Source organism: Limisphaerales bacterium (assembly GCA_014382585.1).
Classification (GTDB): Bacteria; Verrucomicrobiota; Verrucomicrobiia; order Limisphaerales; family UBA1100; genus JACNJL01.
The window spans coordinates 63,428-88,209 of record JACNJL010000036.1 but is presented as its reverse complement, the minus strand read 5'-3'; the positions used below and the strand labels follow the sequence as shown (position 1 = coordinate 88,209).

Below are 24,782 nucleotides of genomic sequence, written 5' to 3'. Positions count from 1 at the left end.
TGTGATGAGCCGTTTGATTGATTCATCGATCTGGATTTCGATTGTCCGCACGCCAAAGGCGTCGGCGGATTGTGAGGTGCTTCGGCGTATCGTGAATCATCCGCAAGCGTGCCTCTGCGAGCCGGTTCTTTTTGAAGTGACGCGGGGCGCGCCCAAACATCGGCAGGGGCAACTGACTGAATATCTTGACACCACGCCGGTGTTCCCAACTCCCCCTTCCCTTTGGCAGGATGCCGTTCGGTTAGGGCAAAAATGCCGGGCGAAAAATTTTCATCCGTCGGCGATGGATTTGTTGATTGCGACGATTGCGATGGCGCACGGGGCGACGTTGGTGAGTTTGGATGGGGATTTTACTAAATTGTCAAAGGTGGGTGGCTTTGAGTTTGAACGGGTGAAGCTCAAGGGATGAGCGTTAAGGCGCGGTTTTTTCTGTAGTAATTTCTTCGGGCGGTTCGAGCTTTACGTTGCGGCGGCGGTGCCATTGGGCGAGGAGTCCGTCGTGGGGGCTAAGGAGCCAGGCGAGGAGGAAGAGAGCCATTCCGGCAACGACGAAGGCGCCGGCGATGGAGCAGTTTAACCAGGTGGCAAGGTGAAATCCCAGTAGCGTGCCGAGGGCGGCGTGGAGGATAGTGAGGGCGAGGATGACGGGTAAACGAGCGGAGAGCAAATGGGCGGTGGCGCCGGGGAGGATGAGCATGGCCACGACGAGGATGGCGCCCACGGATTCAAAGGCGCTGACGACAACTACGGAGAGCAGCGCCATCAGGGCATAATGAACGACGGTGGCGTTGATGCCGAGGGAGAAGGCGAGCGCGGGGTCGAAGGAACTGACGAGGAGTTCTTTGTAAAAAACCCACACGAGCAATGCCACGGCGAGGGCGACGAAGCCCATTCGGATGACGTCGGGCGCCATCACCAGATCATTGCCGCGCAGGTACACTTCGGACATCGGAAGTTTGCCGACAGCGCCGGCGAGCGCGGGGGCGAGGGTTAACGTAAATTTTTCCAACGGCACGAGGGCGACTTCACCGTACAGCACGCACTCGGTATCGATATGCACTTTGCCGGATTTCATACTGATCAAAATCACGCCGAGGGCGAAGAGGCTGGTGAAGGCGATGCCGATGGCGGCGTCTTGTTTCACGCGGGTGTAGCGATGGATGATTTCGATGATGAGGGTGGTGACCAAACCGGCGGCAAGGGCGGCGATAAAAAGGGTGGGTGTGTCCAGTTGTAGAGCAAGCACCACGGCGACGCCGATGCCGGCAAGTACGCTGTGGCTGATGGCATCGCCGACGAGCGCCATTCGGCGCAGGATGAGATAGTTTCCAAGCAACCCGCACGCGGTGGCGACGAAGAAGCCCATCAGCACAATCCACAGGGTGGACTTGAGGCCGTTGGTCCACGGGGCGATCACGTGCTGCTGCCATTCAAATGCGGGGAGCAGTTCGTTCATAGGCGTGGAGCGTAACCGGTGAGGGTTTCGGGTGGGCCGAACAGGGTGTTCCCACTGGCGAGGTCGGCAAGGCCGGGGATGGATCGGCCGTGCGGATCGCGGGTGGCGTGATTTAAAGTGCGCTCAAGTTGGCGCACAGTTTCTTCACCGAGCACGTGCTCGATGATTTCAGCGTCTTCGTGCACGTGATCGGGCGCGATGTGGGCTTCGTTGGTGAGGTAGAGTTCCCAAAGACGATGGTTGCGAACAATCTCGCAAGCGCGCTGCCAGCCATCGGGCGTGAGGTGGATGGCGTCGCCGTCATCGTGCAGCGTGGCCATTTGGTGTTGGCGGAGAGCGTCGGATTGGGCGCGGGCTTCATCGAGGGTTTCGCGGCGGCGCTCGGCGAGTTCGCGCAGGGACACGCCTTCGCCATCAAACTCCCGCGCCTCGAGCACGTGATAAACTGCTTTCAACGTGTTCTCGCGTTGGACGCGGGCGGAGCGGGATTTCTGCCGCCACCAACGCATCAGTACGCCGTGGCGCGGCCCAAAAAAGAAGGCGAGCACAAACACGAACGTTGCCGCCATCACCATCAAGGGGCCGGTGGGAATGTTGTTGGCGAGAAAAGAAATGAACGCGCCCATCGCGCCGGCTATCACGCCGAACAACGCGGCCAAGCCGAGCAGTCGATGCATTCGGTCAGTGAGCAAATACGCAGCGGCTGCGGGCGTGATCAGCATTGCGCTCACGAGCACCACGCCCACCGCACGCAAAGCCACTACGACGCTAAAGGCGAGCAGCAACGTGAGCGCGTAGTTGATGATGTTGACAGGAAACCCCGCCGCACGCGCGAAGGCGGCATCGAAACTGGTGATCAACAGTTCTTTGTAAAAAACCCCAACAAGCAGCACAGCCAATCCAGTAACAACGGCCATCAAAATAATATCCGACTGACCGATGGAGGCCGCGGAGCCAAAGAGAAATTCATCGAGCCCGCCTTTGTTGCCGGGCATTTTTTGGATGCGCGTGAGCAGGCAAATGCCCACGGCAAAAAACGAGGCGAGCACAATGCCCAGCGCGGTGTCTTCTTTGAGCCGCGTGGTTTGCCGAATGAGTGAGACCATCGCGCCACCGAGCAATCCGGCGAGCGTTGCACCAATGAAAATGGCGATTGGATCTTTGTCCATATCCCATAAAAAACCCAGCGCCACGCCGGGCAACACCGCGTGCGAAAGAGTATCTCCAAACAGCGCCAATTTCCGCACCACAATAAAGCCGCCCATTAACCCGCAACTGATGCCCAACAAAATTGAGCCGATGAGCGCATAGCGCACAGAAGGATCGCGAAAGCTAAAAAACCGTTTGGCCTGTTCGAGCACGGTGGTTTCGGAAAGGTCGCCAATGCGATCGGCCCACGCGGGCATCGCGACGGCGAGCAGGCATAACCCCGCAATGAAAGGCAAGTGGCGCATCAGGATTTCTCCCGCACGGCCTCGGCCACTTCGCTGAGAATGGTGAGCCGACCGCCGTATGTGCTTTGCAGCAGATCATACTTGAACACTTCCTCCGTGGGGCCATAGGCGATGACGCGCATATTGAGGAGCAGAAGGCTGTCGAAATATTCTTTGGCGGTGGGGAGGTCGTGATGGACGACGAGCAGTGTTTTGCCGCGCTCTTTCAGTTCGTGAAGGATGGCGACGATGGCCGTCTCGGTGGCGGCGTCCACGCCCGCGAAGGGTTCGTCCATAAAATAAATATCGCTCTCCTGCGCGAGAGCGCGCGCGAGGAAAACACGTTGCTGTTGGCCGCCGGAAAGATTGGAAATCTGCCGATTCGCGTAGGGCAGCAATTTGACTTTCTCCAAACAATCGCGCGCAATGTCGCGATCCTTTTTTGATGGGCGGCGCATCAGACCAAGGTGGCCGTAACGGCCCATTAGGACAACGTCCATCACGCTGACGGGAAAATCCCAATCAACCGATTCGCGTTGGGGCACGTAGCCGACGCGCTTGAGATTTTTTTTGATGGGCTCGCCAAAGACTTTCACCCAACCACTATTGAGCGGCAGCAAACCCATTGCGGCTTTGATGAGCGTGGATTTGCCCGCGCCATTGGGGCCGATGATGCCGACGAGTTGGCCTTTGGGAATCTCAAGATCAATGCCCCATAGCACCGGCCGTTTGTGATAGGCGACAGTGAGGTCGTGAAATTCAAGGGGCGGCGGCTCGTTCCCGTTTATCCCGTGGGTGCTCATTAAAAAGTGAATCCGGCGCGCAAGCCAAACACCAGCGCGTCACTGGTGGTTGTATCACCGCTCGGCCGATTGATCCACTGAATATCGGGTTGCAAATAAACCGCGGGGGCGAGCTGGATGCGATACGTCGCCTCAATCACCGCTTCGTGCGACTTCACGGCATCGGTGATAGCCCCAGAGTGTTTGGCATAAACAAAACCGAGGCCGGCCACATCCTCATCGCGTCCGGGCAACAAGCCGGTGTAGCTCAGGCCGGTGTCGAACACCCAATGGAAGCGACTGCGATCGCGCTGGCCAGTGCCAAAGCGCAGAAAGCTGCCAAGCCCCTGATCGCCTTCTTCGCGCCAAAGAAGTTTGTCGGTCGCACCGTATAGCCCCCAGTTGCCCTCGCCATTGGTACTGTCGTGTTTGGAAAAAGACGTGCTGTGATGCCATGCGCCCAGTCGGTACGCGCTGGGTAGTCCCGTGCCGTCGTCCACCGCAAACCCGTTGTAGCCAATCTCGTAAAGGCTGGTCCACCCCTGCCCGTTGCCGAGCTCGAAATGGAGGCCGTGTTGGTTGATGGTGGCATCACCGTCGGCACTGTCGAAGCTGTCGCCATCGTAAATGCCCGCCTGTGCGTAGCACGTTTCGGAGAAATCAATACGGTAACGCACGCCCAGCGCCGCCACGTTGAAAGCGGGGCCGGTGTTCAGTGTGTTGGCCGCCCAAAAGGCCGGCTGGCCGAAGGCGGCGTTAATAAATACGCCGCCAAATTCGGTGACGGCAAATTCTTCGTCCGCCAACAGATTGCCGAAGCGGATTGAATGGTTGCCGAAGGATTTATCGACCCACACCTCGTGCAAGCGCAGGCCATCGTAGGCGTCCATATTGCTGACGGTGAGTTCATCGCCCACGTGTTTGCCTGTGGCGCTTGCGCCGTGGGTCCAGAGCGTGCTGATGCGGAAATCCGCACTGCTCCAGCCGGCGGCTTTTTCGAGGTCAATATCCAATGCGCCGTAGCCAAGGCCATCGATGACCGTGCCCTTGCTTGTGCCGCCGGAGGCATTGCGGAAGACCTCCACATCGTAGCTGAGGGAAAACTCGTAGCCTGCCGCCGCCCACGCGCTGCGTTTGCCGCCCCAGTCGCCGCTGAGTTGCTCGCGATCCCAAACGCTATCTTGTGCCGGCAGCGCGAACGCGCCGCACAGGCAGACTATGCTGGTAATTATTTTTTTCATGCGGTGAATTAAATTGAGGTGGACAATGGCGCTACTTGAGCGCGTTGACGATGGTGCTGAGGTTGTGCTTGATCATCCCTTCGTAAGTGCCCACGTCGTTGCCGTGTTCCATTTTGCCGTGCTCGCCCATCGCGTCGGAGAAAAGCTCGCCACCAATCACGGCGCCGGAATCTTCACTGATACGTTTGATGGTCGCGGGCGACACACTGCTTTCCACGAAAACCGCCTTCACTTTATTTTCTTTGATGAAGTCCACCATCTTAGCCACATCCGCAAGGCTCGCTTCATTCACGGTGGAAATGCCCTGCAGGCCAACCACTTTGAAGCCATATGCACGTCCAAAATAATTATAAGCATCGTGACTGGTAATGAGAATGCGCTTGGCTTCGGGAAGCTCTTTCACTTTGGCCAACGACCATTCGTGCAGCGCGTTCATTTTGGCTTTGGTGGCTTCGCCGTTCTTTTTGTAATCCGCGGCGTGAGCGGAGTCGGCTTTGCTCAACCCTTCCACCACGACGTCCACGGTGTCCACCCACAAGGTGACATCAAACCAAATATGTGGATCAAAGTGGCCCTCGAATTCCTCGGGTTTTTCCAATCGTTTGGTGTCGATCTTACTGGTCACCGCGTAAGCGCTTTCCACTTTGTCCAACGTGTCCTGAATTTTTCCTTCGAGCAACAGGCCGACATAAAAAACCACATCAGCATTCATCAGCTTGTCGACATCGCCGGCGCTGGCCTTGAAGAGATGCGGATCCACCCCCGGCCCCATCAGCTCGCTGACTTCCACGTGTTCGCCGCCCACTTCGCGCACGAGATCGCTCACCATATTCACCGTAGTGGTAACTTTGAGTTTACCACCGGTGGCATTTCCGGCATCCGGGGTTGTTTCGGTTTTGCCGCCGCAACCGGTGACAATGAGGGCCAACAGAGAAATTCCCGCAGCCAAAGTAAATCGGCGCGAGACAAGTTTGGTGAGGTATTGGGTCATATTCATGCGGGGAATCTGCCGAAGGAGGAAGTTTGGTGCAAGGAAAAAAGTTTGGCGTGGCAATGTTTTTTATTTTTACCTGTTTTTTAGGGGATTATTTGCTAATAAGCCGCATGCGATTGGTGGATTTACAGCCGGTGGGCGGGGAATTGGCGCTGAAATGGGACGATGGCGCAGAGCATTTTGTGGCGCTGGAAGCGCTGCGACGAGCGTGCCCGTGCGCCTCGTGCGCAGGGGAAACGGACGTGATGGGCAACGTGGCGAAGGGGCCGAAAATGGCGTTCACCGAATCCTCATTTCAAATCAAGCATCTGCAACCGGTGGGCGGTTACGCGGTGCAAATTTTTTGGAAGGACGGCCACGGAACAGGGCTTTTCGCGCACGAGTATCTGCGAGCCATTGGGGAGAAGCATTCCCAATAATCCACCTATTTTGGGATTGGATTATTCGTTCGTTGTTTTTTCTGAAACTGAATCTTCGCCAGTCGCAGCTTCCGGCGTTGGTGCCTCTGGCGTTGGTGCCTCTGGCACTTCCTCAGTCACTTCAACTTCAGCTTCAGCTTTGGATGCTTCTTCAACAGAAGCAACCTCTACCGGATCCGCTTTCTCAATATTCGACTGCCCGTCCTTTGATTTCTTCTCCTTCTTCTCCTTCTTCTCCTCTTTCGGGCGGGGCTTTTTGGCAGTTTCGATTAGGCCGTTGGCAAATTCGAGGACGTGGCCTTGGTGGATGAGCCAGTGTAAATCGGAGATGAGTTGCTTTTGTTCTTCGGTTTGTTCGGGCGCGGGCGGTGGCGCTTCGCCTTCCTTGGGCTCCACGTGTTCGAGACCAGCGAGGTTTTCAAGAATCAATCGGCGCGTGCAATTGGGGGTGATCTCGACAAATTCCACGATGCGGCGCACCCCATCGCTCACGGGCGTGGCGGCGACGTCCAAATAATTCGGGCGCGCCACGGAAACGTGCGTGACCTTTTTGTCTTTCTTAAAAAACTGCAGCCCCATTCCGGCAAACATTTTGCTGAGGTGCGTGGAGAGTTGCATTGGAAAATGCTTTTGCCGGTGCCATTGATCGCGCAAATAATCAGCCAACAAATGGGGCTCACGCATGGCCTTGGCTGCGTTGCCGGTGACTGTTGCGGTATCCGCTTCATCCACAATTGATTCGGCATGATGTGCACGGAAATGGGCCTGCACTTCATCGCGCCGCGCGAAGATGACGGGCTCATCGGTTTGCAGTGATTTCCACGTGGTGCGCCATTTAGATTGCTCGATCCACGCGTTCACCGCTTCCTCTTCTTTGATGATTCGAATGCGCGATTTAAATTTCTCGAAGGGCACGCGCGCCAGATTATCAGCGTGGAACTGGACGAGCTTGTTTTGATAATCGTGATGATTGGGCGGGCCGAGATACGTGTCGGTAAAACCGCATTGGGCCACAAACGTAAAGTTGCCTTTGGGGGCATCAATCTCGTTTTTCTCGGTGGCGTAAAAATGGTCGAAATGTTTTTCGAAAGTGTGCCGCTCGGCTTGGCCGCGATTGAGCCACACGGTGTCATCCATTTTGCTGGTGAAAAGGCGTGGGCCGGATTCATTGCCTTGCCCTGATTTTCCGGATTTACGGAGCGCACGAAGCTTCAGCGAATACCGCGCGGGGCGTTCAAGCACGAGCAGCGCGATTTGAAATAGCGGATAAGCGCGGCCGGTGAGGCGGATTTCCTTGGCGATGGATTCAACACCTTGCGTGTCGGGCACAAAATCAACTTTGATGTCGAGCTGCTGTACCTCGGGGCGTTGGGATTTGCCGCCGCGCTGCGGGCGTGAGTCGCGTTGTGGACGTGGGCCGCGCTGATTCTGCGGCGCACCCCGCTGTTCACCGCGCGGACCGCCTTTGTTGCCTCCACCGCCCCTATGATCACCTCCCGGTTTGCGATCACCGCGCGGGGGGCGACGATCCTCCCAGCCACCTTTTCGGCTGCTTCCTTTGCGTCCGCGCGGGCGTTCTTGTTCGCCCTTGTGGTTGGCGTATTTGTTCACGGCCGTATCTTCCTGCGCCCAGTCGGGCAAGAATTGCAGGTCGAGAGACAGTTCGTTTTTGGGTTCAACACTCATTCACAGGCCTGAAACAAATCAGGCGGGATGCGGAAAGATTGGTTTGTTTTACGCGGAAAGGCAAGCTTTGCATTCGATTTTTGGGTTGTCAACCGATGCCCAATATCCTCGGCTTGCGTGGTGCGGAGGGGCGTGGCTAAACTGTGCTTGTGCCCCACGCCGAATTTGTTCATCTACACGTGCATAGCGAGTTTTCGATGCTCGATGGAGCGTGCCGTCTGGATAAATTGGTGGCCCGCGCGGCGGAGTTGGAGTTTCCGGCGCTGGCGATTACCGATCACGGGGTGATGCACGGGGCCGTGGATTTTTATGAAAAGTCGCGCGCCGCCGGCGTGAAGCCGATCATTGGCTGCGAAGTCTACATCGCGCCGGGCAGTCGATTTGATAAAAAAGCAAACAGCCGAGGCAGTAAAGATGGCTACAACCATTTGCTCCTGCTTGCCGAAAATGAAAAAGGCTACAAAAATCTTGTGCGCCTTACCACTGCCGCGCATCTTGAGGGTTTTTATTACAAACCGCGCATTGATAAAGAAATCCTCGAGGCGAACAATGAAGGGCTCATCGCCTTCAGCGGCTGTCTGGCAAGCGAGATTCCGCAGTCCATCATGCGTGATGATGCCGACAAAGCCCGTGCGAGCATTGATTGGTTTAAGCAAACCTTCGGCAAAGAGCGTTTCTTTCTCGAGCTTCAAAACCACGGCATTAACGAGCAAGCCAAAGTGAATGCCCAGCTCATCCCGTGGGCAAAGGAGTTTGACCTCAACCTCGTGGCCACGAATGACGTTCACTATATTGAGCGCGAACACTCGGACGCGCACGACGCACTCATCTGCATCGGCACGCAAACGCACCTTAACGATCCCAACCGGATGCATTACGTACCGGAGCAATTCTACCTGCGCGACGCCGACGAGATGGCCGCGCTCTTCAGCGAAGTGCCCGAAGCGGTACGCAACACCCTCGCCGTGGCCGAGCAATGCAACGTGGAAATCGAACTGGGCGAATTGCACTATCCGGTTTTTGAACCGCCGAACCTGTACACGCGCGAAGGCTATCTCCGCCATCAAGTGGCCGAGGCAATGCAACATCGCTACAGCGTGCGATGCGAGGCGAAGGGCGAAGAGTTTGTTTGCCACTCCATTGAAGACGCCACGCGACTGCCCAATTTTGAAGCCGCCGAAGGCACTAATCCCGCCGACGTAAACGACCCCGCCGTGACCGCGGCGTTGGCGAAAGTGATCGACCGCATTCAAGTGGAGCTCGGCGTCATCGAGCAGATGGGCTTCACGAGTTACTTTTTAATCGTGGGCGATTTCATTCGGCACGGGCGCAGCAATGGCATTGCCTGTATTGCGCGCGGCTCGGCGGCGGGTTCGCTGGTGACCTATCTATTAGAAATTTCCAACGTCGATCCGCTGCGTTACGGGCTGCTGTTCGAACGATTTCTCAACCCCGAACGCGTCAACCCGCCCGACATCGACATCGATATTCCCGATGATCGCCGCCCGTTCCTCATCGAATACGTGCGCGAAAAATACGGGCGCGATTGCGTGGCGCAAATCATTACCTTTGGCACAATGGGCTCCAAGTCCGTGATTCGCGATGTGGGCCGCGTGATGGGATTGAGCTACGGCGAGTGCGATCGGCTCGCAAAAATGGTGCCCGATGAACTGAAGATCACCCTTGAGCGCGCGCTCAAACAATCACCCGATTTGAAGTTGGCCTACGATTCCGAAGAGATCACGCGCGAACTCATCGACACCGCCTTTGTGCTCGAAGATCTCACACGCAACGCCTCCGTTCATGCCGCCGGCGTGGTCATCGGTGCGGAGCCGTTGGTCAACGTGCTGCCGCTCAAAACCGATGCCGATGGTGCGGTAGTCACCCAATACCCGATGGGGCCGGTGGGCGATTTGGGATTGTTGAAGATGGATTTTCTGGGCCTCAAAACGCTCACCGTCATTCGCAACGCCTGTCGCTTGGTGAAGGAAACACAGGGTATCGAAATTGACATCGACGCGATCCCGCTGGACGACCAGGCCACTTATGATTTGCTAAACGAAGGCCGCACGGTGGGCGTGTTCCAATTGGAATCGGGCGGGATGCGCGATTTGTGCCGAAAATTTCAGCTCGGTTCCGTGGAACACATCACCGCGCTCGTGGCGCTCTACCGGCCGGGACCGATGGATCTCATTCCCGACTTTATTAAACGCCGCCACGGCGATGTAGAAATCCGCTACGAACATCCACTGCTCCAGCAAATTTCCGAGGAGACGTATGGCATTCTGATTTATCAGGAGCAAGTGATGCAAGCCACGCAGTTGCTCGCCGGCTACACGCTCGGCGGCGCGGATTTGCTGCGACGCGCGATGGGCAAAAAGAAAGTTTCCGAAATGGCCAAACAACGCGAGACGTTCGTCAAAGGCTGCAAGGAAACCAACAACATCAAGCCCGCGCAGGCGAATAAAGTTTTTGATTTGCTGGAAAAATTTGCCGGCTACGGCTTCAACAAATCGCACGCCGCGGCCTACGCAATCGTCGCCTACCAAACCGCGTGGTTGAAAACGCATTACCCCGTTGAATTTCTATCCGCCGTATGCACCAATGATATGGGCGACACCGCCAAGCTCACCGTCCTCATCACCGAGGCCAAGGCGATGGGGCTTGATGTATTGCCGCCGGATCTGAATGAAAGCCGCACAAACTTCGCCCCTGCGCGTGACGGCAAAGTCATTCGCTACGGCCTCGCCGCCATCAAGGGCGTGGGCGAGGCCGCGGTGGATGCGATGCTCACTGCGCGCGGTGGAGGTGAGCCCTTTACTTCTCTCAGTGATGTTTGCAATCGTGTGGATCTTCGAGCGGTTAACCGCAAAGTCCTCGATGCCCTCATCAAAGCCGGTGCGTGCGATAGCTTTGGCCAAAGTCGCGCCAGCCTGTGCGCGCAAATCGAGCGCACGCTTTCCCGCGCCGCCAGCGCCGCCGCCGATCGCGCGCGTGGACAGGAAACACTGTTCGGAATGCTCGATGCCGGCAAATCAGATGACGACGAAATTCCCGCCGCATTGAAAAATCTGCCCGAATGGGACGATGCCGAACGGCTCGCCTACGAAAAGGAATTGCTCGGCTTTTATGTGAGCGGGCACCCGCTCAACCCGCACCTCGGCACGCTCAAACATTACGCCACCCATCAAGTCACCGACCTTTCGGAATTGCCCGACCGCACCATCTCCCGCGTGGGCGGCTTAGTCTCAATTGTCAAACGGGCCATTTCAAAAAAAACCGACAAACCGTATTGCACTGCCACCGTGGAGGATATGACCGGCCAAGTCACGGTGCTGTGCGTGGGCGACAACTACGAAATATTTAACGAACAATTCGAACTCAACAAACCGCTGATGGTCATCGGCGAAGTGAACAACAGCGAGGACGTGCCCAAGATTTTTCCCGTGGACGTGTTTCCGCTCGACGACGCGCCGCGCAAGTTTACCCTGCAAGTCCATCTTCGACTCAAAACCGAAGCCCTCCGGCCCGACGCGATGGATGGCGTGCGCGAACTGGCCGAAGCCCATCCCGGAAAAATCCCGCTGTTCCTTTGCCTCCGCCAACCCGGCGGCGCATCGGTTTTTGTGGAAGCCGACGAATGCTTCAACGTCGCCCCCGGCCTCGCCCTCGCCGCCGACGCCAACGAACGATTCGGCGAAGCCACCTACTACCCCAAAGTAGACCCCACCCTCCCCGAGCCCCAACGCCGCCGCTACGCCAAAAAGAACAACGGCAACAACGACAGCCAATAAAAAAAGGCGGCCCCATTCCTAGGGCCGCCTTGAGTAATTTTTTGAAAACGCTTACTCCTCTACCTTACGATCAATCGCCACCGGTTTGTAACCGCCGATGGATTTAAAGTAGAGCATCATCAGCAGATAAATCACCGCCATCACTGCAGGGATGAATGAATCTGCAACGAGCGTCTTCCGGTCTCCCGCAATGCTTGCACGATGAGCCATTCGTTCGTCAGGCGTTAATGCTGCCAATGCGGCGTTTTTGTTTGGGTTTCCTTCTTCCTTGAATACCTCAGCTTTTACGAGCGTGGCCTTGAGGGCATCCAAGCCAGTCAGTCCTTTCTTAGCACCATCCACTGCCATTTGGGCTGCTTCGGTGTCCTTGGCATTATCTTCCAAGGCCTTTTTGTGATCAGCTGCTTCCTCGCGCAGTGCATCGTAACCGGTATCCCATTCCTTAGTATCACCCAGTTTTTCTCCGATTGTGATACTTGTTTTTCCCAGAGTTTCACCGGCCGTTTTTAATTCTTCCAGTATAGCCTCGTTTTCTTTTTGCTCAGTTTCGAGCCGCTTCTTTTCTTCTTCATACCCACCTTTGGGAAGAATCTTTCGAGCGGAATTTAATTTGTCCTGCACTCCCCCCATTTTTTTAGCATCCAATCCCTGTGCCCCGCTGAAGAAAAGGAATTTTGAGGTGCTCTCGTTTTGGTATTCAGCATACACCGCCTCGCTTTCCGCCTTGAGCGCCTCGCCGGCAAACCGGTCTTTTGCGTACCCCAATCCGGGAGAGCCTATCAAGCCCGCGGACAGCATGCCTATCCCGCCCATAATGCTGATGGCAATGGCACCCGTGCGCGGATAGCGATCCGAAGCCACGGCCAGCATTGTGGGCCAGAAGAAAGTTTTGCCGATGCCATAAATTGCCAATGCGACAAACGCGCCCGCAAACGTTTCAATCCCACTGGCAAGGTTTAGACCCAGACAAGCGAACACGGCACAGACAAAAAGAATTCCGATTGGCGAGAGCCCTAGTTTTTCCTCTATCCAACCCGCACAAAAGCGCAGGCCAAACATCATCATCGAGGTAAATACAAATAGAATTCTGCCCTGCTCGCTCGAAAGAATGTTCCCAGTAATATTTTGAATCCATTGATCCGTACCCAGTTCCACCGCACCCACCAAGGCGTGTGTAATGAATAGCACGAATAGTAGGACCGCACCCATTGCCCAGCGCATTGTAACGCCCATCCCCACCATCAACGCGGCGGCAATAATGAGCGTGCCCAGATGCGGCAGATTAAAGGCAATCTGCGCAAAGATGGCGAGTAGAGCGCACATCATCAGCAGCAGCCAAGACTGTACGGGAATCTCCGTCTGCCTACGTGTCATAACACCCGCCACCACAACCAGCAACACACCGAGCATCCAGGCGCTGGCCTTGTCCATTCCGAGGTTGGTGCTAAAGAACAGCACCAACAAGTACGCCACCACGAGCGCACCCAGCACACCCACGTCTCGGAACATTTCGCCCAACCCTAGCCCCTTTTCCGATGCCTCCGATTTCGGGAATTTTTGACCAAAGAACATCCAGCCGTATATCACTGTTGGGATCAGGTACAACGCCAGTTGCTCTTTCCAGCCCCAACCTAGTTTGTCGCCCAAAACCAAACCACACATAGCACCAACGACCAGCCCAGCCGGCCAACTCGCGTGCAGAATATTCAAATAATGCGTGCGCTTTTCTGGGAAGAGTCTGGCGACTAATGGATTGGCAACTGCTTCGAGCACACCATTCGCCATTGCAAAAATGAACATTCCCCAGAAAAGGAATTTGTAAACCGTAGCCCCACCCATTTCGGCATCGGGCATAAAGGTCACGAAGGCTGATAACACATGCAAGACAAACGCCGCGGCAACCAACTTGCCATAGCCCAGTTTATCCACCAGAAATCCACCAATGATGATTCCAAAGCAAAAGCCAGTAAAACCCGCGCCACCAATCGCGCCAAGTTCCGCACCGGAGAAGCCATACTCGCTACCCCAAGTTCCAAAAATACCGCCACGAATGGCGAAGCCCACGCCGGCTGCTAAAATAGCCATAAAACCGGCCCACAATAAACGCATACGATTTTTTTCTTCACTCATAATAGTGTCCTTGGATTACACAGGAAGACCCTCGTTAAAAACAGGGAACGCGGTTAACCTCCTTGAACGGTTGGCCTTATGACATTTTGGCCCTAAAGTCAATCGCAAAAACTACTTCTGCGGACCGTAGCCTTTGGCCGGTTGGCCGTTTTTGTCGAGCTTGTCGCACGACCACAAAAGACCGCGAGTGATATATCCGAGGTAGGCTTCGGTTTCCATCGTTTCGTTGTGATGACCGATGGTGGTGCCGAAGACGCGCGCTTTGCCGTATTGGTTTATCCAAATGCACGGATGATCTTTCTTGGTGCGCACGCCGTGGGCTTGGCCGAGCACAGTGGTGTGCGGCCATACTTTGATGATTTCGTACAGCTCGCCCGCGGGCGTCTTCCAGCTGTTGCCAAACCCCTGCATGATCGGATGCTTGGGCTGCAGGTTTTTGATCTCCACCGCCACGTGCTGTTGATGCCGCACGGTGGTTACGCCCAATAGTTTACGCCATTCGTCAGTCAACTTATCCGCCGCACGGTAGCTGTGCATCGTGCAATGCAGCAACACCGCCGGCACACCGGAATCCCGATGGGCGGTGGCCAGTGATTCCACAAACGCCTTGTCGCCAATCGCGCCGAAACATTCGTTGTGCACCACCACGTCGAAATCCTTAATCCAGTTTTTCTTTTGATAAATGGAAATCCGATGCGTACGCCCCGCGCCACCCTCGTGCAAAATTGTCCAGTCCACGTTTGCGCGCTTGCTGATGCCTTGGCTGATGATGAGCTTTTGCTTCGCGTAATCGTGACAGCACCCGCCGGTGATCAGCAGTGCCTTCAGCGGCTCCACAGCCTGGGTGGTGAACGTGCCGGTGACAGCACACAGGAAAAAGATCCGAATAAGTTTCATTTTGGATTTCATTTATGGAGGCGGTTGGCAGTATACCACGCCACGCGGTTGGCAATTTCTGCGCCCGCGTTGGAGCGCAGGTTTATATTGAGGTTAAACTGATATACCTTCTCTGCGACGAGCGGAAGTGTGAGGTGTGCGATGCGTCGATCCTTGGAGAGTTTCACTGCCGTTGGCTTCATTTTTTTCTGCTTACTCTTCGGCGAACCGTATTGCGGACGGTACTGGTATTCGTACTCGAGGATGTCGTAATTCGTGACATCCACACCGGCCTCAGCATCAACGGGCAGGGTGAAGTGCACGTCAAAGCCGGTTTTAGTAAGGCTGATGTGATGAATTGCCATCGGCTGAGTGCTGCCGTCCCAGCGCACGCGCTCGAGGCCGAACTGTTTGCCTCCCACCGAACCCCAGCCGCGGCCGGTTTGACCGACCCAGAAACTGCCATCCGGCCCGAACACCCCGCGGATGCAACCGGTTTGCATCGGCGAAATAAAGTTCACCACCATGCCCTGATATTCGCCGTCCACTTTCTCGACATGAATCCGCATCAGGTTGGAACGGGTTTGATCGCCGAGGATCATTTGCCCGGCAAACGGACCAAACTTGCCGCCCGTGTAATCTAACACCGGCTCGCCAGGGGAATTGGCCAATTCTCCGTGCGGGATGAACACCGCCGGGCGCGAGCGCATTTTGCGATAGTCCTCGATCGAAATTTCGTTGAGATTCTTGCCGATGTATTTCGGGTGATCAAAGTACGAGGACGGATGTCCGTGGAAACGGCCTTTCACCACATGATGAAGTGAGGAGGTTTCGTTCCAGTCTCCCTGATTGTCCGTGTAGAAAATCTCATCGGCCTGATTGATGACGATGCCGGCCGGCGAACGCATGCCCATCGAAAACGGGACGAACTTGCCCTGTGGCGTGACTTGAAAAGACCAACCCCGGTATTTGGCAGCACGCCCCATCTTTGAATCGTGCACACGCGCTTTATCCCATTTATCACTACCCGCCCAGCCCGGCCAACTGAGGGAGGTGTTCAACGTGCCATAGAAGTTTCCTTTCGAATCGCGCACCGGGCCAAAGCTGTACTCGTGATAATTATCCGTGAGCCCCCAACCGGCACTCACCGTTTCATAAAGATCCGCTTTACCATCCTGATTGGTATCCACGAGACGGGTCAGCTCGGGGCGTTGCATGACGTAGACTTCATTTTTTTTATGATCGATCCATAACCCGAGGCTTTCGTGTAATCCATCGGCGTACAAATCCCATTTACCATTGTCGGTGTTATATTTCCACACCTCCCCTTCACGAGTGCAAATCAACATCGTGGTTTTGTCCAAAAACGCCATGCCGCCCACCCCAAGCGTAATCTCTTTTGGAATGCTGATGGTATCCACCTGATAACCAGCGGGCTTGATCATTGGACGAGCGGCCAAAGCTCCGCAGGCCAATACGAGGGTCGCAAAAATGAATTGAGTTGGTTTCATTGTTATTTCTTTGGCAAAAGAGTTACGGTGAATTCACTGGCCTCCTTGGAGTTGAGGCGAAGGGAGGTCTTGTCAGCATTCCATTTCCCGGCACTGGCCTCCACTAGAACATCCGAAGGATTGAGATCAAAGGTCACAGTGCCTTTTGCGTCAGCCACTTTAAAGGTGTATTGAAGCCCACGCTTCAGAATATCACCGACCAAGCCGGCATGGAGAGAAACTGTTTGCCTCACAGTTGCCTCCCCCACGCGGTAGTGAATCTCCGGAATCCCAAGACGGCTATATCCAAGAAATACTGGCGAAGCTTTGCCAATTTTCAAAGCACCTTGGGAGCCAACTTCGAAGCGTTTGCCAAGAATTTTACAATGACGTCCGCCACGCCCTTTGCGATCGGGGCCCACGTCGAGAAAATCGCCGGTCCAACCATAGGCCACCGCACAAGTCTCAGCATCAAAAAGGTAATTCACCCCACCGGGCAACCCCACACAAATCGAACGGGCCGGTGAATTCTGCACAAACGCCCTTTGTAACAATGGCTTATTTGTCACCAACAGCGGCAATTGAGCTTTTACCTGCGGCCTATTTTTATTAAGGCGGGCAAGTGCCTGCTTCGGATTCTTTGCCACCGCCAGCACTCCCACCATCGTGAACGCATGGCCTGGCAGTGTGCAGACAAATGGATAATCACCCTCGGCCATCGGGGCCTTAAAATAAACCTCCACGCTCTTGCCGGGCATAGCGATCTGGCTCGAGGCGATAATGGCCGGATGATCCGGCACAAAATGTTTAACCATACTCTGCGCGCCAAGTTGCAGTGCCTTACCCGACACTTGATCACGCACCGTGGCGCCCCCCTTCACAAGCACCCAGTTGTGCAGCATTTCGCAGGTATTTTTCAGCGTAAGCTTCACCTTTGCGCCGGGTTGCACCGCAAGCACTTCCTGATCAAAGCGCATCTGGCCATGCTTCGTGCCCAGGATTATTTCAGTGTCCGGTGCACCAAAGCCCGCAGGAGGATTCGCCACCGCCAAACCAGCGGTGAATAATCCAATGAGGAGAAAAAATTTCAGTTTCATTTCAAATAATTAAGGCACCACATGATTCGTGCCCAACAGTTCATTGAGGGCACGGTTAGCGACACGCACGATATACTTATTGGGTTGATTGACCAGCGCCTTTTTAAGTGCCGGAATGGATGGTCTCGCCTGATCATCCATTTCATCCAGCACAATTGCTGCGGCCAACCTTCCCCATTGGTGATCGCTTTGCAGTTCGGCTTCCAACACCGGCAATGCCAACTTCGACTCACCCAGTTTGGCCAAGGCCCGTGCGGCGGCGATGCGAACACTGGGGGATTCGTCCTTCAACCCATCGATCATCGGCAGCCGCGCGGTGACCGCTTGCGGGCCGATGTTGCCCACGCCGGTGGCACCCCAATAACGCACGGCGGCATCCGGATGCTGCATCGCGATCAACATCGACGGCAGCGCGTACACGCCGGAGGAGGCCATTGCCGCGGCGTTGCCGAGTTGGGCGTTGAGTTTGTTTTTGCCTTTGAGAATGTTGTAGCGCGCGCCGGCGGCCTTTTCGCGAATCTCAATTTCCGCTTCGGGCAAGAGCCCGAGGTCGCCGGTCCGTTTCACCCAATCCGAATGAGCCGTGCGCAGTTCGTTCAACTTATCGGCGTGCTTGCGTTCGCCAGCGAGGTTGTGGATTTCGTGCGGGTCAATTTCCAAATCGTACAATTCCTCCGTGGGTTTGGCGGGGGCCATAAAAAGTTTGGCCGCGTTGGGCAATTCCCCCGCAGCCGCCGCGCGGCGAATTTCCTGCATGGTCGCGCCCTTTTCCGGAGTGTTCATATATTGATAGTACGTCTTGAGCGGTTCATAATTTCGAATGTAGCGAAAGCGCGGGCCGCGTACGCTGCGGATGATGTCGTAGCGTTCATCCATCCGATCGCGCGCGCCAAATACAAACTTGCGCGGCGCACCGCCAATGAAACGGCTCCCCTGCATGTGCTTGGGAATTTCCAATCCGGCTAAATTCAAAACCGTGGGACCAAAATCAATCGAACTCACCAGCCGATGATTCACGCCCGCATTCACGCCCGCCGACTTCGGCATCCGCACGATGAGCGGAACGCGTGTACCCGAATCGTACAACCACCGCTTCGCGCGCGGCAGGCCCACGCCGTGGTCGCTCCAGAAAAAAATGACGGTGTTTTCGTAAAGGCCATCTTCCTTCAACTGCGCGATAAGATTACCCGCCCACGCGTCCATGGCGGTGATGAGTTCGTAATTGCGCTTCCAATCCTCGCGCACGATAGGCGTGTCCGGATAATATGGTGGTAGTGTGAGTTTTTTGGCGTCCTGCCGTTGTGAGGGCTTGAGATCGGCGGTGACTGATTTGTATTTTGCCTTACTCGCAATCCCGCTTTCGTGGCAGCCGGTGAAGTTGAATACCGCAAAAAACGGCTGCCCTTTTTTCCGGTTTCGCCAATGCCCTTTACGTCCGGAAATATCCCACGTCTCTTTCGGATGACGAAACTGATAATCGGTCTTGGAATTGTTCGTGCAGAAATAACCCGCCTCGCGCAGCACCATCGGAAACGGTTTGATGTGCGCAGGCAACACCGCCTTGCACCGCATATGATGCGTGCCGAGCGTAGTTTGGTACATCCCCGTGATGATACCCGACCGGCACGGCGCACACACCCCGGCTGTGGTAAACGCATGTGTGTACCGCACGCCTTCCCGCGCGAGTTGATCAAGATGCGGCGTGATGGCATTCGCGTCGCCGTAACAACCCAGATGCGAGCTGATGTCTTCCGCCGAAAGCCAAAGAATGTTCGGCCGATCCTCGGCATTCGCTGCGCTAAACAAAACAAAAATTACCGCGATGAGTTTTTTGAATTTTTTTTTCATCGGTAAACTTTTTGTACGCCGCACCATTGTAACCTGAGCCAGGCTACATTTCAGCACGCTTAACCTTACCAGTCATCCGTGCGAAATGGAGCAGCAGGGAGTTTTACTTGATTCACAAGATTGCAATCCGGATTGTCGCCCCAGCCATAACGTACAGCCACCGGTTTTTTCACCGCGTCACAGGAAACTTCCACCGCGCCATCCTCGTTCACAGTTGCGGTGGCCCAATGGAATTTTTTATCCGCGCCCGCCAGCGCAAAGCCAGTCACCACCCGCGCTTCTTTTGCCTGCAACCCCACCGCGTGCTTGAATTGAACGGTCACCGTGTTGCCTTTGATTTGATGAGAGGCATACATTGGGCCCGTCGCAGTGACATCCGCCTTTCCATAAAACTCCGCAAGCGCCCAGTTGGCGAGACGCGTGCCGGCGTCTTGTTTGTTTTTAGGATGAATGTCCTTCGCCTCGCCAATGTCGATGGCGGTGGCCATGCCAGTGTTGGGTAGTGCGAGCGTGCGCGCCATGCTTTCGCGCATGTGCGCCCAGGCGCTGACCGCATTGGGATCATCGTTGCGAGTTTTGAAGTTGGGCAGTTGCACCCACAGAAACGGAAAATCGCCCTGCCCCCAGCGGCGGCGCCAATTGTTAATCAACATCGGCAACTGATGCGCGTAGAGCTTGGACGTGTCCACCGTGCGCGCGTTGCGCTCTCCTTGGTACCAAATCGCGCCGCGAATGCCGTAGGGAAGTATCGGCGCAATCATTCCGTTGAACAAATTAGCCGGCTTATTTCGGTCGGCCTTGGGTTTGCCCTTCCACTGAGCGAATACAGGCGCAAGTTTTTTGTCGCCCGTTTGTACGTCGATGCTCGTCCACGCTTCCACTGCCGTGCCGCCCCAGCTCGAGTGCACGATGCCCACGGGCACATTCAATTTCTTATGCAACGCGCGCGCGAAAAAATACGCCGTGCCCGAAAAGCCATACACCGTTTCCGGCGCGCACACCGCCCACGCGCCGGTGCAATCGATTTGCGGCTCAAGGTGTGCGCTGCGTTGCGTGGTGAACATCCGAATGGCCGGAAACTTGGCTGCCGCCTTTTCCTTCGCCGCATCGCGGCAGCGCCCCACCGTCATCGCCATATTCGATTGCCCCGAGGCCAACCAAACCTCACCCACGAGCACGTCCTTTATCGTAAGTGTGTTGTTGCCTTTCACCGTGAGCGCGCCCTTCACGGTGGCGTCATTGATGGCATCGAGCCGTACCCTCCATTGGCCGTGTTTGTCGGCCGTGGCGATTTTGCTTTGGCCGGCAAATTGCACAGTCACCGTTTCGCCCGCATCAGCCCAACCCCAAATCGGAGCCACCGCGCCGCGCTGCAAAACCATGTGGTCACTGAAAATCGCGGGGAGCTTCACATCCGCCCGTGCGGCAAACGCCACGAGGCCCAATAGAAAAATACACCGGTGCATGCGGGGAGAATGCGGAATCCATCCCCATTGTGCAAGGCGCAAGCGACTAAACATCGCACACCATCGCCGCGTGGCGCAGAGCGGCCACGGGGTCTTTCCACGTTGGGATAAATTCCTGCGCGACGAAATCCTGATAGCCGGTGGCCACGATGGCACGCATCACGGCGGGGTAATTAATTTCCTGCGTGTCGTCCAGCTCGGCGCGACCGGGATTGCCCGCTGTGTGATAGTGGCCGATCACGTCTTTGTATTGACGAATCCGTCGGATAACATCGCCGTTCATAATTTGCACGTGGTACACGTCGAAGAGCAGCTTCATGCTGGGCGAATCCACTTTGCGGATAAGCTCCACGCAATGATCGACGTCCTCGCCGAAATAACCGGGATGACCTTTCATCGGATGACTGTCATCGCGCGTGTTGAGGTGCTCGAGCACCAGATTGATTTTCTTTTTCTCGGCGTACGGCATCACGGCCTTCCAAACGTCCACGCAATTTTTTGAGCCCGCCGCATCGCTCAGCCCTTTGCCGCGCATGCCGGTAAATGTTATCACGCTCTTCGTGCCAATTCTCGCTGCGAGGTCGACGCCTTTTTTCAGGCTCTCAATCACAAACTCGCGATTGGCCGCCACACACGGGCCTTTCTTAAAACCGTGACCGCCGCTCACCAGCGAAATTTTCAAACCCATTTTATGAATGGCCGGATAATCCTTTTCCGAAACCCCCTCCATCGCCTCCAGGCCAATGGCCTTGCAATGCTTGGCCAACTCCAGCCCCGGCATCGGTTTGAAGCACCACCCCATCACCGACTGCCGAATGCGACCCTTGGTGATTTTGAAATTGGAATCCACTTTCCCGTCGGCATGGGCATGGGCGGGAGTCGTGACTGTAGCCGCCAGCCCGAGGGCCCCGGCCTTGAACGCATCGCGTCGCGTGAATTGCATACGCCGATTGTGCAGCGTTGGCCGCTAAGCGCAAGTTACTTCACATTAAAAACCACTTTGCCTTTGAGCTCACCAGTCCACACCGCGCCTTTGATGAGCTTGCCGCCATTGCGTTTGTTGGTGTAGCCAAGTTCGAGTGTGTATCTGCCGGGTTGCACAATCATCGGCAGGCGAACGCCGTAACCAATGGCTTTCAATTCGCCAACCGCCACGGGTAGGTAATGATACTGGGCCAGTTTGCCCGCGCCGGCGCGACCGAGAGTGATGGGCCGCTGTTTGCCGTCCGGCCCGATGAACCGATATGTGAATGCCTGATCCGGCGGAAAATTTACCACGTGCGTGGCGGCCTTTCCGGAATTGCGCACGAGCACATAGGCCGTGGCGTTGGCCAACGCCTGGACAGGACGACCTTTCACGGCGACTTTTTGCCCGCGAAGATTGCTCTGTTCCACGATCGCGCCAAGTTGCAATCCGCCGACGGGCTTGGACCACGCAATAATTTCGAGGCCCTTCATTTTGGTTTCCACTTGGGGTAATTCCTTGAGTTGCTGAAAATCGGTGGGGTAGCTCGCCCAATAAACATTTTTCTCTTCCTTGTCCGGATACAAGATCCAAATGCCTTCCTGCCCCTTGCGATATTTGATGTCCGTGCTCAATGCAAACGGTGCCGGTCCGGGCCACATCAGTTTCACTTCCTTGAGCGTCTTCGGCCCTTTCAACACTTTACTGACCTTAATGGCGCCCACATCATAAGTGCGTTCGTGCCGCTCAATGCCGTCAACAATCCGGTCAATTTTGCCGACCACCACAAATTTGGCACCGGCAAGGCGCAGTTCCAGCGGCATGTACATCCAACTAGCTTGCGCGTGAGGAACCGCCAACCAACCGACCAGCGCGATGAGAGGTATCAGAATTTTTTTCATGTTCATTGGACGCGATTGCGGTTTTGAAACCCCGTTATTTCTTCGGCTTCTTTTTTCCATAAGGCCACGGCTTGGCCAGCGCCTTCACCGCCCACGCTTCCCACGCGCTGGCCATCGCCTGCAAACGATTGGGTTGCTTGGCGGCGAGGTTATGCAATTCCGTGCGATCGGCCGCGATGTCGTAAAGCTCCCACGGCCCGCGCGCGCCTTTGGCCACAAGTTTCCATTGCCCCTCGCGCATGGCGCGGTTGCCTTCGTGCTCCCAGAAAATCGGCGCTTTGCGGCCAATGTTTTTTCCGTTGAAAGCGGGCGCGAGTGAGGTGCCTTGCATGGGGACAATTTTTTTGTCGCCCACTGTGGCCGGATAGTTTGCGCCGCCGAGATCGACGCAGGTGGCCATCAAATCAATTAAGTGGCCCGCCTGATTTTCAAGTTTGCCGTGGCGGGTTTTGGAAATCCCCTTCGGCCAATGGGCGATGAGCGGCGAGCTGATGCCGCCTTCGTGCACCCAGTGTTTGTATTCGCGGAAGGGCGTGTTGCTGGCGTTCGCCCACGCGAGGCCGTAGCCGTGGTACGTATCCGGGCCGCCGGTCATCACGCCGGTGCCTTGCTTGACGACGCGGCCATCGCGGGTGCGTTTGGGAATCATGCTTGTTTGCAATTCACTGCGGCCCATTGGCTTCATCACTTTGGGATCCCCGTCCTTAAACTGAATCCCCTTGCCACGGCCCATTCCTTCGGCGCAACCGCCGTTGTCGGCGAGGAATAAAATTAATGTATTTTCGTACTGGCCGGTTTCCTTCAGAGCGGTCACCACGCGGCCCATTCCCTGGTCGAGGTTGTCCACCATTGCGGCGTAGGTTTCCATCAGGCGAATTTCCCATTCGCGATTGGGCGCATCCTGCCACGCGGGCGCGCGGCCATCGCGTGCGGACATTTTCCATTTCGGGTCGATAAGCCCCATCTTCAATTGCCGCGCATACCGCGCATGCCGCATCGCATCCCAACCGGCATCGTACTTGCCTTTGTATTTGGCGATGTCTTTTTCCAATGCGTGCATCGGCCAATGCGGCGCGGTGTAGGCCACGTAAATAAAAAATGGTTTGTCACTTTTATGTTCGCGGATGTAACGCGCGGCGTGGTCGCTGATGGCGTCGGTATAATAAAACTCATCCGTTTTGTAGCCCGCATCCGTGAGCGGCGAGACTTGCGTGTTCTCGCGCGTGAGCGAGTTGGGATCAAAGAAACTACCCGCGCCGTGGATGGTTCCGTAAAATCGATCGAACCCCCGCTGGCGTGGCCAATTATACTTTGGCCCATTCGGACTGGTGTGCGGTGTCACGTGCCATTTGCCTGACATATAAGTGGCGTAACCGGCCGTCTTCATCACCTCGGCGATCGTCCGCACATTTTGGCCAAGGTCACCTTTGTATCCGGGCAAGTTGCGATTGTTCATCATATGCCCGATGCCCGCTTGATGCGCGTACACCCCGGTGAGCAACGTGGCCCGCGTGGGGCAACAGCGACCGGTGTTATAAAACTGCGTAAACCGCACGCCGCCACTGGCAAGCGCATCGAGGTTGGGCGTTTTGATTTCGCTGCCGTAACAGCCGATATCGCTCCAGCCCATATCATCGGCCATCGCAATGATGATATTTGGCCGCGGCGCTTTGGCTGCGGAAACAGTTTGTGCAAACAGGCAAAAGCCCACGATAAAAAGAAGAATGCGATTCACGCGGTTAGTTTGCCGAAATAGCGGAATCGAAGCAAGCGCATTGGGCTGGCCAATCCGGCGAAGTGGGCGTATATTTCCGGGAACCATGAAGGTGCGCATTGAATATTGCGCGGCTTGAAATTACGAGCCGCAGGCCGTCAGTTTGGCGGACCAACTTTTGAAGCTGAAGCAGCGCATTTCGTCATTGGAACTGATACCCGGTTCCGGCGGAGTGTTCGAGGTCACAGCCGATGATCAACTGGTGTATTCCAAGCGGGAAACGGGAACCTTCCCGGAGCCCAACGCCGTGCTGCAATCCATCCAGCGATTGTAGACGGCGGCGCGTTGCCTTCCCAACCGCGCTACGCGCACAGAAAATTCCTCGGAGAGTGAAGGGTGCCTGGTGGTCCCCGCGGTCTTCAAAACCGTTGTCGGTTCGTGAACGGGCCGAGGTAGGTTCGATTCCTACCCTCTCCGCCAATTTTTATTT

The 24,782-nt window shown here is 55.8% G+C and carries 18 protein-coding genes, 1 tRNA gene and 1 pseudogene; 5 read left to right on the top strand and 15 right to left on the bottom strand.

Going from position 1 to position 24,782, the window contains the following annotated elements; translation table 11 throughout:
* The first annotated feature begins 4 nt into the window (after positions 1-4).
* Positions 5-409, top strand: a complete 405-nt coding sequence (locus H8E27_06940; GenBank protein ID MBC8325345.1) for a PIN domain-containing protein — start codon at positions 5-7, stop codon at positions 407-409.
* A gap of 3 nt (positions 410-412) precedes the next feature.
* On the opposite strand, the gene H8E27_06935 is transcribed toward H8E27_06940, so the two are convergent.
* Genes H8E27_06935 through H8E27_06915 form a run of 5 tightly spaced genes read right to left on the bottom strand, consistent with a single transcriptional unit; the run spans position 413 to position 5,903 of the window.
* Positions 413-1,456 carry a metal ABC transporter permease gene (locus H8E27_06935; GenBank protein MBC8325344.1) on the bottom strand — a complete coding sequence of 348 codons (1,044 nt, stop codon included), beginning with the start codon at positions 1,454-1,456 and terminating at the stop codon, positions 413-415.
* Positions 1,453-2,910: a metal ABC transporter permease gene (locus H8E27_06930; GenBank protein ID MBC8325343.1), complete on the bottom strand. Its 1,458-nt coding sequence runs from the start codon at positions 2,908-2,910 to the stop codon at positions 1,453-1,455. The genes H8E27_06935 and H8E27_06930 overlap by 4 nt, the downstream gene beginning before the upstream one ends.
* Positions 2,910-3,692, bottom strand: coding sequence for a metal ABC transporter ATP-binding protein (locus tag H8E27_06925; GenBank protein ID MBC8325342.1), 783 nt, complete (start codon positions 3,690-3,692; stop codon positions 2,910-2,912). The genes H8E27_06930 and H8E27_06925 overlap by 1 nt, the downstream gene beginning before the upstream one ends.
* Positions 3,692-4,912 (bottom strand): carbohydrate porin, encoded by a 1,221-nt coding sequence (locus H8E27_06920; GenBank protein MBC8325341.1) that lies wholly within the window; start codon positions 4,910-4,912, stop codon positions 3,692-3,694. The genes H8E27_06925 and H8E27_06920 overlap by 1 nt, the downstream gene beginning before the upstream one ends.
* Positions 4,913-4,943: 31 nt before the next feature.
* The gene (locus tag H8E27_06915; GenBank protein ID MBC8325340.1) at positions 4,944-5,903 is read right to left on the bottom strand and encodes a zinc ABC transporter substrate-binding protein; all 960 of its coding nucleotides are present in this window, start codon (positions 5,901-5,903) and stop codon (positions 4,944-4,946) included.
* 113 nt (positions 5,904-6,016) lie between these two features.
* On the opposite strand from H8E27_06915, the gene H8E27_06910 reads away from it, so the two are divergent.
* Positions 6,017-6,325 (top strand): DUF971 domain-containing protein, encoded by a 309-nt coding sequence (locus H8E27_06910; protein ID MBC8325339.1) that lies wholly within the window; start codon positions 6,017-6,019, stop codon positions 6,323-6,325.
* 21 nt (positions 6,326-6,346) lie between these two features.
* Here the strand turns inward: H8E27_06910 and H8E27_06905 are convergent, their stop codons facing one another.
* Entirely contained in the window at positions 6,347-8,011 is a 1,665-nt protein-coding gene (locus tag H8E27_06905) for a hypothetical protein (GenBank protein MBC8325338.1), read from the bottom strand.
* Positions 8,012-8,160: 149 nt separating this feature from the next.
* On the opposite strand from H8E27_06905, the gene H8E27_06900 reads away from it, so the two are divergent.
* Entirely contained in the window at positions 8,161-11,805 is a 3,645-nt protein-coding gene (locus H8E27_06900) for a DNA polymerase III subunit alpha (GenBank protein MBC8325337.1), read from the top strand.
* Positions 11,806-13,170: 1,365 nt separating this feature from the next.
* On the opposite strand, the pseudogene H8E27_06895 reads toward H8E27_06900, so the two are convergent.
* The 9 genes and pseudogenes from H8E27_06895 to H8E27_06855 all read right to left on the bottom strand — a co-directional run bounded on the left by H8E27_06895 (position 13,171) and on the right by H8E27_06855 (position 24,400).
* A pseudogene (locus H8E27_06895) lies at positions 13,171-13,890 on the bottom strand (MFS transporter).
* Positions 13,891-14,046: 156 nt separating this feature from the next.
* Entirely contained in the window at positions 14,047-14,832 is a 786-nt protein-coding gene (locus H8E27_06890) for a ThuA domain-containing protein (protein MBC8325336.1), read from the bottom strand.
* 8 nt (positions 14,833-14,840) lie between these two features.
* Positions 14,841-16,256 carry a PQQ-dependent sugar dehydrogenase gene (locus tag H8E27_06885; GenBank protein ID MBC8325335.1) on the bottom strand — a complete coding sequence of 472 codons (1,416 nt, stop codon included), beginning with the start codon at positions 16,254-16,256 and terminating at the stop codon, positions 14,841-14,843.
* 68 nt (positions 16,257-16,324) lie between these two features.
* Positions 16,325-17,353, bottom strand: a complete 1,029-nt coding sequence (locus H8E27_06880; GenBank protein MBC8325334.1) for a hypothetical protein — start codon at positions 17,351-17,353, stop codon at positions 16,325-16,327.
* A gap of 54 nt (positions 17,354-17,407) precedes the next feature.
* The gene (locus tag H8E27_06875; protein MBC8325333.1) at positions 17,408-19,273 is read right to left on the bottom strand and encodes a sulfatase-like hydrolase/transferase; all 1,866 of its coding nucleotides are present in this window, start codon (positions 19,271-19,273) and stop codon (positions 17,408-17,410) included.
* A 38-nt stretch (positions 19,274-19,311) separates the two neighbouring features.
* On the bottom strand, positions 19,312-20,712 hold the full coding sequence (locus H8E27_06870) for a sialate O-acetylesterase (protein MBC8325332.1): 1,401 nt from the start codon (positions 20,710-20,712) through the stop codon (positions 19,312-19,314).
* 46 nt (positions 20,713-20,758) lie between these two features.
* A complete protein-coding gene (locus tag H8E27_06865; GenBank protein ID MBC8325331.1) occupies positions 20,759-21,514 on the bottom strand; it encodes a TIM barrel protein in 756 nt (251 codons plus the stop codon).
* A 176-nt stretch (positions 21,515-21,690) separates the two neighbouring features.
* Positions 21,691-22,578, bottom strand: coding sequence for a hypothetical protein (locus H8E27_06860; protein MBC8325330.1), 888 nt, complete (start codon positions 22,576-22,578; stop codon positions 21,691-21,693).
* 34 nt (positions 22,579-22,612) lie between these two features.
* Positions 22,613-24,400 (bottom strand): arylsulfatase, encoded by a 1,788-nt coding sequence (locus H8E27_06855; protein ID MBC8325329.1) that lies wholly within the window; start codon positions 24,398-24,400, stop codon positions 22,613-22,615.
* 55 nt (positions 24,401-24,455) lie between these two features.
* Between H8E27_06855 and H8E27_06850 the strand changes: the two genes are divergently transcribed.
* Together H8E27_06850 and H8E27_06845 are read left to right on the top strand one after the other, a co-directional pair.
* Complete coding sequence (locus tag H8E27_06850) at positions 24,456-24,626, top strand: SelT/SelW/SelH family protein (protein ID MBC8325328.1); 171 nt, start codon at positions 24,456-24,458, stop codon at positions 24,624-24,626.
* Between the two features lie 50 nt (positions 24,627-24,676).
* Positions 24,677-24,772: transfer RNA gene (locus tag H8E27_06845), tRNA-Sec, on the top strand.
* Positions 24,773-24,782: the final 10 nt, after the last annotated feature.

Coding starts and splice junctions, on each gene's coding strand:
- H8E27_06885 (MBC8325335.1), bottom strand. CDS start 16,256: ATGATCAAGCCCGCTGGTTATCAGGTGGATACCATCAGCATTCCAAAA.
- H8E27_06920 (MBC8325341.1), bottom strand. CDS start 4,912: ATGAAAAAAATAATTACCAGCATAGTCTGCCTGTGCGGCGCGTTCGCG.
- H8E27_06860 (MBC8325330.1), bottom strand. CDS start 22,578: ATGAAAAAAATTCTGATACCTCTCATCGCGCTGGTCGGTTGGTTGGCG.
- H8E27_06915 (MBC8325340.1), bottom strand. CDS start 5,903: ATGACCCAATACCTCACCAAACTTGTCTCGCGCCGATTTACTTTGGCT.
- H8E27_06890 (MBC8325336.1), bottom strand. CDS start 14,832: ATGAAACTTATTCGGATCTTTTTCCTGTGTGCTGTCACCGGCACGTTC.
- H8E27_06930 (MBC8325343.1), bottom strand. CDS start 2,910: ATGCGCCACTTGCCTTTCATTGCGGGGTTATGCCTGCTCGCCGTCGCG.
- H8E27_06865 (MBC8325331.1), bottom strand. CDS start 21,514: ATGGGGTGGTGCTTCAAACCGATGCCGGGGCTGGAGTTGGCCAAGCAT.
- H8E27_06870 (MBC8325332.1), bottom strand. CDS start 20,712: ATGCACCGGTGTATTTTTCTATTGGGCCTCGTGGCGTTTGCCGCACGG.
- H8E27_06910 (MBC8325339.1), top strand. CDS start 6,017: ATGCGATTGGTGGATTTACAGCCGGTGGGCGGGGAATTGGCGCTGAAA.
- H8E27_06940 (MBC8325345.1), top strand. CDS start 5: ATGAGCCGTTTGATTGATTCATCGATCTGGATTTCGATTGTCCGCACG.
- H8E27_06875 (MBC8325333.1), bottom strand. CDS start 19,273: ATGGTGCGGCGTACAAAAAGTTTACCGATGAAAAAAAAATTCAAAAAA.
- H8E27_06905 (MBC8325338.1), bottom strand. CDS start 8,011: ATGAGTGTTGAACCCAAAAACGAACTGTCTCTCGACCTGCAATTCTTG.
- H8E27_06935 (MBC8325344.1), bottom strand. CDS start 1,456: ATGAACGAACTGCTCCCCGCATTTGAATGGCAGCAGCACGTGATCGCC.
- H8E27_06855 (MBC8325329.1), bottom strand. CDS start 24,400: ATGGTTCCCGGAAATATACGCCCACTTCGCCGGATTGGCCAGCCCAAT.
- H8E27_06925 (MBC8325342.1), bottom strand. CDS start 3,692: ATGAGCACCCACGGGATAAACGGGAACGAGCCGCCGCCCCTTGAATTT.